A 13,001-nucleotide genomic window follows, 5' to 3' on the forward strand; every position below is an offset into this window, starting at 1 on the left:
GCCAGCTCGAGCATCGCGATGAAGGTGACCACCATCACCGGGGTACCGCGGGTCACGTCGAACAGGTCTTCGAACTCGACGAAACGCTGGCCCTGCAGGCGGCGCAGCACGACGCTCATGTACTCGCGCACCGAGAGCTGCTCGCGCGAGATCTTGTGGTGCTGGTGCAGCTTGGCGCGCTTGAGGATGTCGAGCCAGGCGTCGCGCAGCTCGTCGACCGACACGTCGGGGAAGCGCGGGGCCAGCGATTGCTCGACGGTGACCTGGGCGCGCAGGAAATCGCGGCCCAGCTGCGGCAACGCATCGAGCCGCGCCGCGGCCAGCTTCATCTGCTCGTATTCGAGCAGCCGGCGCACCAGCTCGGCGCGCGGGTCTTCCGGCTCGGCGCCGTCGTCGGTCTTCTTCGGCGGCAGCAGCATCCGCGACTTGATCTCGATCAGCATCGCGGCCATCAAGAGGTAGTCGGCCGCCAGTTCCAGGTTGTGCTTGCGGATCTGGTCCACATAGCGCAGGTACTGGCGGGTGACATCCGCCATCGGGATGTCGAGGATGTTGAAGTTCTGCTTGCGGATCAGGTAGAGCAGCAGATCCAGCGGGCCCTGGAAGGCCTCGAGAAAGACCTCCAGCGCGTCCGGTGGGATGTACAGGTCGGTCGGCAGCGCGAACAGCGGCTCGCCGTACAGGCGCGCCACGGCGATGCCGTCGATCTCCTGCGGCATGTCCACGTCAGGCGCCACCGGGGGCGGCAGGCCGGCCTCGTCGGGCGCCGGCGCAACCGCTGAGCTCACTTCGGCTCGGCTTGGTAGACGTAGGGCTTCTGCGGCACGCGCGCAGCGGCGTACTCGGCCTGGGCCTCACGGTCCTGCGGGCGATCCCACAGCAGCGCGCGGCCGGCGCGCTGCTCGGCCTCCAGCGTGGGTTTCTTGGCCCTCAGCTCGTCGATGAACTGGGTGACGTCGGACTTGTAAGGTTTCCAGAACAGCGGCATGGCGGCGGGGGCGCAAGGGCGGAAGACCGGCCATTTTAGCGGCCGGCTCCCTCGCGCCGGCGCACCGCGGCCAGGATGCCGCGCAGGATCGCGATCGGCGGCGGCGGGCAGCCGGGAATCGTGAGGTCCACCGGGATCACGTTGGCGACCTGGCCGCAGCTCGCGGCGTTCGGCCCGCCGAAGATGCCGCCGTCGCAGCCGCAGTCGCCCACCGCGACCACCAGCTTCGGCTCGGGCGTCGCGTCGTAGGTGCGGCGCAGCGCCTCTTCCATGTGGCGCGACACCGGCCCGGTGACCAGCAGCAGGTCGGCATGGCGCGGGCTGGCGACGAACTTGATGCCCAGCCCCTCGACGTTGTAGTAGGGGTTGTTGAGCGCGTGGATCTCGAGCTCGCAGCCGTTGCACGAGCCCGCATCGACCTGGCGGATCGCCAGCGCCTGGCCGAGGATCGCGAGCAGTTCCTCGTGGATGCGCCGGGCCTCCGCCAGCGCCGCGTCATCGACGAGCGGCGGGGCTTCGGTGGCGATGCCGATGCGGGCGATCTGCTGGAGGATGCGAAGCATCAGAGGTCGTGCCCCGAGTAGCTGAGGTTGAAGGACTTGTTGATCAGCGGGAAGTCCGGAACGATGTTGCCGATCACCGCGTGTTCGAGCACCGGCCAGTTCTGCCACGACGGGTCGTGGCAGTGGCAGCGGCGGATGGCCTGGCCGCTGTCGTCGAGCTCGAGCGCCACGAAGACCTCGCCGCGCCAGCCCTCGACCCAGCCGGCGCCGACGGCGGCCGCGGTGGGCAAACTCAGGTCGGCGCGCACCGGCCCGACTGGCAGCCGCCGGCACAACTCGCGCAGCAGGCGCAGCGACTCCAGTGTTTCGTCGAAGCGCACGGTCACGCGCGCCGCCACGTCGCCGTTGCGGTGGGTGGCCATCGTCACGTCGAGCTGGTCGTAGGGCGGCAGCGAGGGGTTGCAGCGCAGGTCCCAGGTCTGCGCACTCGCGCGGCCCGCCAGGCCGGTCAGGCCGAGCTGGGCGGCGAGCTGCGGCGTCACGCGGCCGGTGGTGATGAAGCGGTCCTGCAGGCCGGCGTGCTCGTCGTAGATGCTGTGCAGGCGGCGCACTTCGGGCTCGATCGCATCGCACTGCGCAACGAGGGCGCGGCAGCCGGCCTCGTCCAGATCGACCGCCATGCCGCCGGGCACGATGCGGTCCATCATCAGCCGGTGGCCGAACAGCCTCATCGACAGGCGTTGCCAGTCTTCTCGCAGCCGCGAGAATTGCGCCAGGCCGACGCCGAAGGCCGCATCGTTGCCGAGCGCGCCCAGGTCGCCGAGGTGGTTGGCCACGCGCTCGCGTTCGAGCAGCACCGCGCGCAGCCATTGCGCGCGCGCCGGCACGCTGCAGCCGGCGGCGGCCTCCAGTGCCATGCAGTAGGCCCAGGCGTAGGCGACGGTCGAGTCCCCCGAGACGCGCCCGGCCAGGCGGTGGGCCTCCAACGGCGCCAGCTCGGTGAAACGGCGGTCGATGCCCTTGTGCACGTAGCCCAGCCGCTCCTCCAGCCGCAGCACCTTCTCGCCGACGACCGAGAAGCGGAAATGCCCCGGTTCGATGATGCCGGCGTGCACCGGGCCGACGGCGATCTCGTGCACGCCCTCGCCCTCGACGCGCACGAAGGGGTAGGGCGGCGGCATCGCCTGGCCTTGCCACAGGCCGTGGTCCAGCCAGGGGCGCGTGTCGGCGGCGCCCTCGGCGACCAAGCCGTCCAGGTCGTGCGCGGCGCGCTGCATGCGGCCCGCAGCCGGGAACATCGCGGAGAGATCCGGGTAGGCCTCGCCCTCGGCCAACGGCAGCTCGATCCAGGCCAGGCCGCCTTCGAACGAGAACGCGTAGGCCGCGCAGGCCACCACGCCGTCGGGTCGCCGGCTGCCCCAGAGCGACACGAGCCGGCCGCCGCTGGCGAGCACATCCTGGGCGACGGCGAGCCAGCCCTCGCGGTCGACCACGCCGTGGCGGATCGGCACCGGCGTGGGCAGCGGCACGAGCATCGACATCGTCAGCCTCCCCCGCCCAGCATCGCCGCCGCCTGCCGGTACCAGGCGTCGAGGTAGGGCGGCACGTACAGGCCCAGCATCAACCCGAGCCCCAGGTGCACGAACACGGGGATCAGCGCCGGCGGGTGCGCCAGGGGTTTCAGCGTCGTCTCGCCGAAGACCATCGGCTGCACCCGGCTGAAGACCGACGCGAAGGCGAGCCCCAGCGCGATCAGCAGGAAGGGCGTGGCCCAGGCATGCTCGCGCATCGCGGTGGTGACGATCAGGAACTCGCTCGCGAACACGCCGAACGGCGGCATGCCCAGGATGGCCAGCGCGCCCAGCATCAGCCCCCAGCCGACGGTGGGGCTGACGCGAATCAGGCCGCGGATCTCGTCCATCATCTGCGTGCCGGCCTTCTGCGTCGCGTGGCCGACCGCGAAGAAGATGCCGGACTTGATCAGCGAGTGCACCGTCATGTGCAGCAGGCCGGCGAAGTTGGCGATCGGCCCGCCCATGCCGAAGGCGAAGGTCATCATGCCCATGTGCTCGATGGACGAGTAGGCGAACATGCGCTTCACGTCCTTCTGCCGGATGATGAAGAGCACGGCCGCCACCACCGAGACGAGGCCGAAGCCCATCATCAGCCGGCCGGTGAGCAGTGGCCCGTCGAGCGCGCCGTCGGTGAGCACCTTGCAGCGCAGCACCGCGTACAGCGCCACGTTCAGCAGCAGGCCCGACAGCACGGCGGACACCGGCGTCGGGCCTTCGGCGTGGGCATCCGGCAGCCAGTTGTGCACCGGCACCAGGCCCACCTTGGTGCCGTAGCCGATGAAGAGGAACGCGAAGGCCAGCGTGATGATGTTCGGGTCGAGCTGGTGCTTGACTGCGTTCAGGTGGGTCCACAGCAGCGCGCCGCCCTCCGGCCCGATCACCTTCTCGGCCGCCATGTACAGCAGCACCGTGCCGAACAGCGCCTGCGCGATGCCGACGCCGCAGAGGATGAAGTACTTCCACGCCGCCTCGAGGCTGGCGGCCGTGCGGTAGACGCTGACCAGCAGCACGGTGGTCAGCGTGGCGGCCTCCATCGCGACCCAGACGATGCCGAGGTTGTTGGTGGTCAGCGCCAGCAGCATCGTGAAGCTGAACAGCTGGTACATGCTGTGGTACAGCCGCATCCGCGGCGGCGTCATCTTGCCGTGGTCGCGCTCGACGGCCATGTAGGGGCGCGAGAAGATCGAGGTGGTCAGGCCGACGAAGGCGGTCAGCGCGACCAGGAAGACGTTGAGCGCATCGATGTAGAACTCGTTGGCCCACAGCAGCATCGGGCCCCCATCGATCACCTGCACCGTCAGCACGCAGGCCGCGGCGAAGGTGGCGGCGCTGAAGCCCACGTTGACGTCACGCGCGACGTCGCGGTGGCCGACGAGCCCGAGCACCAGACCGCCGAGGAGCGGTATGCCGAGCAGGAAGGCGAGGGCGGTCACGTCAGTCTTCCTTCAACTTCTCGAGGTGGCGGATATCCAGGCTGTCGAACTGCTCGCGGATCTGGAACATGAACACGCCGAGGATCAGCACGCCGATCAGCACGTCCAGCGCGATGCCCAGCTCCACCACCATCGGCATGCCGTAGGTGGCCGAGGTGGCGGCGAAGAACAGCCCGTTCTCCATCGCCAGGAAGCCGATCACCTGCGGCACCGCCTTGGCCCGCGTGATCATCATCAGGAACGACAGCAGCACGCACGCCAGCGCAATGCCGAGCGTGCCGCCGGCCAGCGTGGACGACAGCCGCGAGATCGGGATCGCGAGGTTGAACGAAAAGATCACGACGAGGATGCCGATCAGCATCGTCGTCGGGATGTTGATCAGCGTCTCCACGTCCCACCGGATGTTCAAGCGGTCGATCACGCGGTGCAGCAGCCAGGGGATCAACAGCACCTTGAGCACGAAGGTGACGGCGGCCGACAGGTACAGGTGAGGCTGGTGCGTGACATAGCCGACGACGGTGGTTGCCAGCACCAGCGTCGCACCCTGGATCGTGAACAAGTGGATCAGCGAGAGGATCCGCCGCTGCGAAATCATCGCGAACGCGAGGATCAGCAGCAGCGCGCCGAGCAGGTTGACGAACTGGGTGAGGAGGGTGGTCATCGCATGGCCTCCCGCTTGAGTGCGCCTCTTGCCTGGGTCTCAGCGGCGTCGCGGTGCCGGGGCACTCCACTCCGAGAATGTCCCCCGCCAATGTCCACTGGACATCGGCTCCTCCTGATATTTCGCTGCGCAGAGTGCCCCGTCCCCGTGACCTGGAACCGATGCGGACGTTGAAGGCGTGCCCTGCCACGAGGGGTGGCAGCCGAGGGGGCTGGGTGACCGGCGCAGGCAAATATTAGGAGGAGCCGGCCGTCAAAGACGGGCGGCGGGGGACATTGCCGGAGTCGGTCACCCAGCCCCCTCGGCGCGCGCCGACCGTTGAACGAGAAGCGAGTGGCGAAGTGGCTCATGTCACCTCGCCAACAGCAAGTGAACCAACATCCCGATCACCGCCAGCAAGAACGCGGTCGCAAGAAACTCCGGCACGCGGAAGATCCGCATCTTGGCCGACAGGGTTTCGAGCAGCGCCAGCGCAAAGCCGCCGATCGCGAGCTTGAGCACCAGGGCCGGCAGGGCCAGCAGCATTGCCACCGGGGCCTGTGCCTCGGCCACGCCCCAGGGGAAGAACAGGGCCAGGCCGATGCAGGAGTAGGCGAAGAGCTTCAGGCTCGCGGCCCACTCCAGCAGCGCAAGGTGCCGGCCCGAGTATTCGAGGATCAGCGCCTCGTGGATCATCGTGAGTTCGAGGTGCGTGGCCGGGTTGTCGACCGGCACGCGGGCGTTCTCGGCCAGCGAGACCATCGTGAACGCCACGCCGGCGAAGGCCAGGCCGGGGTAGATGGTGAGCTCGCGATGCGCCAGCGTCTCGACGATGGTCGTGAGCGACGTGGACTTCGAAATCAGCGAGGCCGAGAACAGCACCATCAACAGCGCCGGCTCGGCCAGGAAGCCGATCAGCATCTCGCGCCGCGCGCCCAGCGTGCCGAAGGCGGTGCCGATGTCCATCGCCGCCAGCGAGATGAAGACCCGGGCCAGCGCGAACAGGCCGACCAGCGCGATCGCATCCGCCGCGCTGGCCAGGGGAAGGTCGGTCGACAGAGTCGGCACGATGGCGCAGGCCAGCAGCATGCAGCCGAAGACGACGTAGGGCGCCATGCGGAACAGGTGCGAGGCGTTGTCCGCCACCAGCGATTCCTTGTTGAACAGCTTGTGCAGCAGGCGGTAGGGCTGCCAGATGCTGGGGGCCGACTTGTTCTGCAGCCAGGCGCGCCACTGGTTGACCCAGCCGGTCAGCAGCGGCGCCAGCCCGATCGCCAGCGCGATTTCGAGCAGCTGCGACAGAAAGCCGGTCCAGCTCATCGCGGCCACCTCATCGCATCACCACCAGCAGCGTGGCCGCCAGCGTGACGAAGCTGTAGAGCAGGTAAACCGAGATGCGGCCCTGCTGCATCACGCTGATCCAGCGCGCCAGCGTCTGCGCCAGGTCGGCGATCGGCAGGTACAGGCCGCGCCACATCGGGTCTTCCACCGTCACGCGGTAGTGCGGCTGCGCGTCGAACGGCGAAGGCAACTCGCGCTGCATGCGGAAGAAGGGCTCGAAGATCTGCCGGATCGGCTGGCCGAAGCCCTCGGCCGTGTCCTGCATGCGGGCCGTGACCCACGGGTAGCCGCAGGCCCAGGGCCGGCCGCGGCGCAGGCGCCCGTGGTAGAGCCAGCGCACCAGCAGGAAGGCCAGCGCCACGCTGGCCAGGATGCCGAGCAGGAAGATCACCGGCCCGTAGCTCGCCTGCTCGACGCTGGTGGGCGCCAGCAGCCAGCCCGACATGCGCCCGGCCAGCCCGGCACTGACGAGTTGATGCGTCACCGGATCGAGCACGCCGATGAAAGCCACCGGCAGCAGACCGAGCGCGACGCAGCCGAGCGCCAGCCACAGCATCCCGGCGCGCTCCCAGCCGTCGGCATCGTGGGCGTGGGCGAGCTTGTCTTCGCGCGGCTGGCCGAGGAAGACGATGCCGAAGAACTTGACCATCGTGTAGCCGGCCAGCGCAGCCACCAGCGCGATCAGCGCGGCCACCACGGGGATCAGCATCGTCAGCAGCGGCACGGGCAGGCCGGGGCTGAACAGGAAGCTCTGCAGCAGCAGCCACTCCGAGACGAAGCCGCCCAGTGGCGGCAGGCCCGCGCTGGCCAGCACGCCCAGCAGCGTCAGCCAACCGACCCAGGGCATCGTGCGGATCAGCCCGCCCAGCTTGCCCAGGCTACGCTCGGCGGTGGCGTGCAGCACGCTGCCGGTGCCGAGGAACAGCAGGCTCTTGAACAGGGCGTGGCTGGCAACGTGGTACAGCGTGGCGGTGAGCGCCAGCGCGGCCATCGGGTGCATGCCGTAGCCGCTGAAGATCAGCGTCAGCCCCATGCCGACGAAGAGCAGGCCCATGTTCTCGATCGACGAGTAGGCCAGCAGCCGTTTCATGTCGGTCTGCACCGCGGCGAAGACGACACCGAACAGGGCCGTCGCCAGGCCGAGTGCCAGCAGCACGGCGCCCCACCACCACAGCCGGCTTTGCAGCAGGTCGAAGCCGACGCGCAGCATGCCGTAGATGGCCGTGTTGAGCATGACCCCGCTCATCAGCGCCGACACCGGCGACGGTGCGGCCGGGTGCGCCTCGGGCAGCCAGACGTGCAACGGCACGATGCCGGCCTTGGCGCCGAAGCCGAACAGCGCCAGGCCGAAGCCCACCGAGGCCCAGAACGGCGACAGCGACTGCGCCCGCATGTTGGCGAAGGTGTAGTCGCCGGTGTTGGCCTGCAGCACGCCGAAGCACAGCAGGATCGCGATCGCGCCGACACGGGCCATCGTGATGTAGAGGTAGCCGGCGCCGCGCACCTCGGGGATGCGGTGGTTGGCGGTGACCAGGAAGTACGACGACAGCGCCATCGTCTCCCACATCACCATGAAGGCGTAGGCGTCGTCGGCCAGCACCACGCCGAGCATGCTGGCCAGGAACACGTGGTACTCCAGGCACAGCAGGCCGGGCGGCGTGCCCTCGCCGCGGCGGAAGTAGCCGGCCGCGAAGCACGAGATGCCGGCCGAGGCCGCACCGATCACCAGCAGGAAGAAGGCGGCGAGCGCATCCAGCCGCAGGTGGAAGGGCAGCGTGGGCAGGCCGATCGGCAGCACCGCGAGCTCGGGCGTGCCGAGCAGCGCATCGAGCGACAGCCCGGCCAGCGCCAGACCGAGCAGGCCGCCGAGCGGGAACAGCACGTGGGCGACGAGCGCCAGCCGGTGCAGCGCGACGACGCCGGCCGCGCCGATCACCAGCCAGCCCACCCCCAGCGCCAGCATCCAGTCGATGTGGAGCCATTGGCCGGGGGGTGGCAGGCCGGTCATGTGCGGCTCGAGCGGCGGTTCTTGGGGGCCGGGGCGGGTGTCGTCGCGGGCTTGCGCTTCGGCGCGCGGGGCAGCGGCGCCGCGTCGGCGGTGTCCTCGTCCTCGCCGCTGGGCACGTAGCTCACGCCATGCTGGGCCAGGAAGTCGCGAATCATCCGCCGCACCACCTGCGAGGCCGTGAGGTCGAGCTGGGCACACAGCCGCTCGAACGCCGCCTTCTTGTTGGGGTCGATGAGCAGGGTCAACCGCGCGGTCTTGAGCTCCATGGGTGCCTCAACCGATATGCCCATCCGATGTGGATGCACTGCACATGCTACTCGACTGCCATGTGCAGCAGAAGGGGCGTCAACCCGCGTGCCGCTGCTTTTCCAGCGCGCGTTTGACGCGGGCCAAGGCGGCTTGCAGCGGGGTCGCGGCGGCCGGGGGCAACGGGGTCGGCTTGCGCAGCAGGCCGGCGGCCGCCTTGTCCAGCGTGTAGCCCTTGCAGGCGAAGACGATGCCGTTGCTGCCTTCGCTGTCCTCGACGGCCAGCGCACTGCCGCCGAAGCTGCGCTGGATGCGGTCGATGAAGACGTCGTAGTGGCGGTGGCCGCGGTGCAGGTTGACGACCAGCACGCCGCCGGGCTGCAGCATCTCGGCGCAGTCGTCGTAGAAGCGTTGCGAGCACAGGCGGGCCGGTTGGCCGTCCGGGCCGAAGCCGTCGACGACCAGCACGTCGGGCCGGCGGGCGCGCAGCCGCACGTAGCGCGCGCCGTCGCCCGGCACGACGTGGAAGCGCTCGCTGTCGGGCGGCACGTGGAACTCGTCGCGCAGCGCGATCACGTGCGGGTTGATCTCGACGACCTGGATGTGCGTGTCCGGCAGGTGGCGGTGGCAGAACTTGGCCAGCGAGCCGCCGCCCAGCCCGATCATCACGATCTGCTTGGGCTGCGGGTGGAACAGCACGAAGCCCATCATCAGCCGGGTGTACTCGAGGTCGAGCGCGTACGGGTCGGCCAGCCGCATGCGGCTCTGGATCTCGCTGATCGAGAAGTGCAGCGCCTTGGACGTCAGGCTCTCGTAGACGTAGGGCTTGACGTGCTGGGCGGGATCGAGGGTTTCGGGCATCGGGGTGATCGGGGGGAACCGGGATCAGGGCTCAGCTCGGGATGCCCAGCAGATCGAGGATGCCGCAGACGAAGGTCAGCGGGTGCGGCGGGCAGCCGGGCACGTACAGCGACGGCTTGAAGCGTTCGAGGAAGCGGCGGTCGACGGCATCGCTGACCGCGAAGCAGCCGCCCGAGATCGCGCAGGCGCCGACGGCGATGACCAGCTTGGGGTCGGGCATGCCGTCCCAGCACAGCTGCAGCGCCTCGGCCATGTTGCGCGTGATCGGGCCGGTCAGCACCAGGCCGTCGGCGTGGCGCGGCGAGGCGACGATGTCGATGCCGTAGCGGCCGATGTCGAAGTTGACGTTGGTCAGCGCGTTGACTTCCAGCTCGCAGCCGTTGCAGCCGCCGGCCGACACCGAGCGCAGCTTCAGCGAGCGGCCGAAGCGTGCTTTCAGCGCCGCTGACACGGCCACCGGGTCGGGTGCCGGGCGCTGCGCGCTCAGCACCAGGCCGGCGCGCTCGGTGGTGGCGAGCTTCACATCGTTGTCGAAGCTGAGCTTGCCCGGCGGGCAGGCGGGTGCGCAGTCGCCGCACAGCGTGCAGCGGCCGAGGTCGATGCGCAGGGGATCCAGCTCGATCGCGTTGGCGGGGCAGGCGGCCACGCAGGCACTGCAGCCGCTGTCGCACGGCGTGGCGGCGATGACGGGCCTGCCGCGAAAGCCGGCGGGGGCCGCCTGCCGCGGGTCGGGGATGGTCTGGGCGCCTTGCGAGCGCCGCACGGTGATGGCCTTCAGCATGGTGGGCGCTACAGGTCGTTCCCGCAGTAAGAGAGGTCGAAGCTCTTGTTGCAGATCGGGAAGTCGGAGATCTCGTTGTCGCGCACCGCGAGCGCCAGCCCGAACCAGTTGGGCAGGGACGGGTCCTGCAACTTCACGTGCCGCAGGCGGCCGCCGGCATCGGTCTCGTAGGCCTGCACGACCGGGCCGCGGAAGCCCTCGCGCACGCTGATGCACAGCGTCTCGGGCTTCGGCGCGCCGAGCGGGGGCGGCGAGGCGGTGGCCAGGTCGATGGCGGGATCGGCCAGCAGCGTATCGAGCCAGCGCAGCGACTCATCGATCTCGCGCATGCGCACGCGCAGCCGGGCCCAGCAGTCGCCGTCGTACTCGACCTGCGGTGTCACGGGGTGCGCGGTGTACAGCCGGCCGGGCAGGTCGGCACGCGTGTCCACGTCCACGCCGCTGGCGCGCGCCGCGTGGCCGACCAGGCCGAGGTCGCGCGCGGCCCGGGCGCTGACGGTGCCGACGCCTTGCAGCCGCGACCGCACGCTGCGCGCGCCCAGTACCAGCGCATTGACCTCGGCCAGATCCTTCGCGAATGCGGCCAATGTGGCCTGCAGGTCGCGCCGGCGCTCGTCGCCGATCGCGTGGCGCACGCCGCCGGGCCGCAGCCAGCCGCGGCCGAAGCGGCTGCCGCTCACGCGCATCGTCGCGTTGATGATCGCGGTGCGCAGCCGGCCGTAGGTGGCGCCGCCTTGCAGGAAGGCGATGTCGGTCGCCAGTCCGGTCAGGCCGACCAGGTGCATCGCGATGCGCTCCAGCTCGAGCGCGATGCCGCGCACGCGCTCGGCCTCGGGCGTGATCGCGATGCCGGCCAGTGCCTCGACGGCCGCGCAATAGCCCCAGGCGTAGGCGATGCTCGAATCGCCGGCCACGGTTTCGATCAGCGGCGTCAGCGCCAGGGGCGGGCGTTGCAGCAGCAGCGCCTCGACGCCGCGGTGCTGGTAGCCGAGCTGGATCTCCAGGTGCTGCACCCGCTCGCCATGGCACATGAAGCGGAAGTGGCCGGGCTCGATCACGCTCGCGTGGATCGGGCCGACGCCGACTTCGTGCACCTCCTGGCCGCGCACGGTGAAGAAGGGGTACTCGTCCATCCGCTGCTGGCGCGCGCCCTCGAAGCGCACCGGCTTCAACCACGGGTGGCCTTCGGGCGTGATGCCGTTCGGGCCGGTCTGCTCCCACAGCTCGCGCTCGTGGATCTGCGCGGCCGGGTGGCTCGCGGTCAGCGCGGGGTAGCTGGCGCCGCGTGGCGCGCGGGCGCGCAGCACGCGCAGGCCGGTGGCGGGCGGCTGCAGCACGGCGGTCAGCATGAAGGCGTTGCCGTCCGGCCGGCCGAACAGCATGACCAGCCGTTCGCCGGCATCGAGCGCCGCGCGGCAGGCCTCGGCCCAGGGCGCCAGCGCGAGCGGCGTGGGGTCGTTCGCGGCAATCAGCAGCAGCGGTTCGTGGGCCACCGTCACTGCCCCCCGATCGACTGCGCCACCGCCTGCAGCAGGCGCGCCAGCGGTTGGGGCGTGTAGACGCCCAGCAGCACCAGCAACAGCACGAAGCTCAGCTTGGGCAGCGCGGCGACCACCGTCTCCCGCACGGGCGGGCGGTGCTGCTCGGGCTCGCCCCACAGCATCGGGAACACCGAGCGGCCGGTGGCGACGAAGATGATGGTCAGCATCGTGCACATCAGCGTGAAGGCGATCAGCTGGCCGGCCTGCACGATGCCCGACAGGATCAGCATCTCGGCCATGAAGCTGCCGAAGGGCGGGAAGCCCAACAGCGCGAAGGTGCCCACCGCGAACAGCAGGCCCGAGAACGGCAGCACGCGGATGGCGCCGGCCAGCGCGCCGGATTCGTTGGTGCCATAGACAGCGCGCAGCCGGCCGGCGGTCAGGAACAGCAAGGCCTTGACGAAGGCCGCGCTGACCACGTACAGCAGCACGCCGTAGGCGGCCGCCTGGCCGACCGACAGCCCGATCGCGATCACGCCCGACGAGCTGACGCAGGCGTAAGCGATCAGCCGCTTGTAGTTGCGCGCCGCCATCACCTGCACCGCGGCCACGGTCAGCGACAGGCAGCCCATGACCAGCAGCTCGTGCAGCACGAAGCCGGTGTCGCGGCCGTGGAAGACCTGCAGCACGCGCAGCACCGCGACGATGCTGATGTTGAACTGCACCGCGGCCAGCAGTGCGCTGGTGCTGGTCGGCGCGGCCTCGTAGGTCTCGGGCAGCCAGCTGTAAAGCGGCGCGAGGCCCAGCTTGCTGCCCAGGCCGAACAGCATCAGCGCCAGGCCGAGGCGCTGCCAGCCGCTGCCCGAGGCCGGCAACGACGCGCCCAGCGCATCGAACGCGAAATCGAGCGACACCCCCTGCAGCTGCGCCGAGCGCGTCAGGCACAGGATGCCGAGGAAGGTCAGCGCCAGCGAGATGCTGGAGTACATCAGGTAGTGCCAGGCGACTCGGCGCGAGCGCGGCGTGTCGCCCTGGGCCACCAGCGGCGCCGCGCACAGCGTGGTCAGCTCGATCGCCGCCCACTGCAGCAGCAGGTGGTTGGCGAGGATGCCGAGGTTCATCGCCAGCATGAAGGCCAGCGTCAG

Annotated in this window: 13 protein-coding genes; all 13 read right to left on the reverse strand. The window is 70.0% G+C overall.

Annotated features, from left to right (window positions below; genetic code table 11):
- The coding region (locus VJ693_RS03305; protein ID WP_324152056.1) for a ScpA family protein at positions 1-719 on the reverse strand (719 nt) is incomplete at its 3' end.
- Positions 720-784: 65 nt separating this feature from the next.
- Complete coding sequence (locus VJ693_RS03310) at positions 785-988, reverse strand: DUF3460 family protein (protein ID WP_324152044.1); 204 nt, start codon at positions 986-988, stop codon at positions 785-787.
- A gap of 35 nt (positions 989-1,023) precedes the next feature.
- Entirely contained in the window at positions 1,024-1,551 is a 528-nt protein-coding gene (locus tag VJ693_RS03315; RefSeq protein ID WP_324152045.1) for a formate hydrogenlyase, read from the reverse strand.
- Complete coding sequence (locus VJ693_RS03320) at positions 1,551-3,032, reverse strand: Ni,Fe-hydrogenase III large subunit (protein ID WP_324152046.1); 1,482 nt, start codon at positions 3,030-3,032, stop codon at positions 1,551-1,553. The genes VJ693_RS03315 and VJ693_RS03320 overlap by 1 nt, the downstream gene beginning before the upstream one ends.
- A 2-nt stretch (positions 3,033-3,034) precedes the next feature.
- Positions 3,035-4,498: a hydrogenase 4 subunit F gene (locus VJ693_RS03325; RefSeq protein ID WP_324152047.1), complete on the reverse strand. Its 1,464-nt coding sequence runs from the start codon at positions 4,496-4,498 to the stop codon at positions 3,035-3,037.
- A gap of 1 nt (position 4,499) precedes the next feature.
- Positions 4,500-5,159: a formate hydrogenlyase gene (locus VJ693_RS03330; protein ID WP_324152048.1), complete on the reverse strand. Its 660-nt coding sequence runs from the start codon at positions 5,157-5,159 to the stop codon at positions 4,500-4,502.
- A 351-nt stretch (positions 5,160-5,510) separates the two neighbouring features.
- A complete protein-coding gene (locus VJ693_RS03335) occupies positions 5,511-6,458 on the reverse strand; it encodes a respiratory chain complex I subunit 1 family protein (protein WP_324152049.1) in 948 nt (315 codons plus the stop codon).
- Positions 6,459-6,468: 10 nt separating this feature from the next.
- A complete protein-coding gene (gene hyfB / locus VJ693_RS03340) occupies positions 6,469-8,487 on the reverse strand; it encodes a hydrogenase 4 subunit B (protein ID WP_324152050.1) in 2,019 nt (672 codons plus the stop codon).
- Positions 8,484-8,753: a CopG family transcriptional regulator gene (locus VJ693_RS03345; RefSeq protein WP_324152051.1), complete on the reverse strand. Its 270-nt coding sequence runs from the start codon at positions 8,751-8,753 to the stop codon at positions 8,484-8,486. The genes hyfB and VJ693_RS03345 overlap by 4 nt, the downstream gene beginning before the upstream one ends.
- A 79-nt stretch (positions 8,754-8,832) precedes the next feature.
- Entirely contained in the window at positions 8,833-9,594 is a 762-nt protein-coding gene (locus tag VJ693_RS03350) for a transferase (protein ID WP_324152052.1), read from the reverse strand.
- A gap of 31 nt (positions 9,595-9,625) precedes the next feature.
- Entirely contained in the window at positions 9,626-10,375 is a 750-nt protein-coding gene (locus VJ693_RS03355) for a 4Fe-4S dicluster domain-containing protein (protein ID WP_324152053.1), read from the reverse strand.
- A gap of 8 nt (positions 10,376-10,383) precedes the next feature.
- On the reverse strand, positions 10,384-11,868 hold the full coding sequence (locus VJ693_RS03360) for a hypothetical protein (RefSeq protein ID WP_324152054.1): 1,485 nt from the start codon (positions 11,866-11,868) through the stop codon (positions 10,384-10,386).
- A 2-nt stretch (positions 11,869-11,870) separates the two neighbouring features.
- Positions 11,871-13,001: complex I subunit 5 family protein (locus tag VJ693_RS03365; RefSeq protein ID WP_324152055.1), on the reverse strand; the 1,131-nt coding region annotated here is incomplete at its 5' end.

Origin of the sequence: Ideonella sp., assembly GCF_035254525.1 — a bacterium.
In the GTDB taxonomy this organism is placed as follows: Bacteria; Pseudomonadota; Gammaproteobacteria; order Burkholderiales; family Burkholderiaceae_C; genus Ideonella.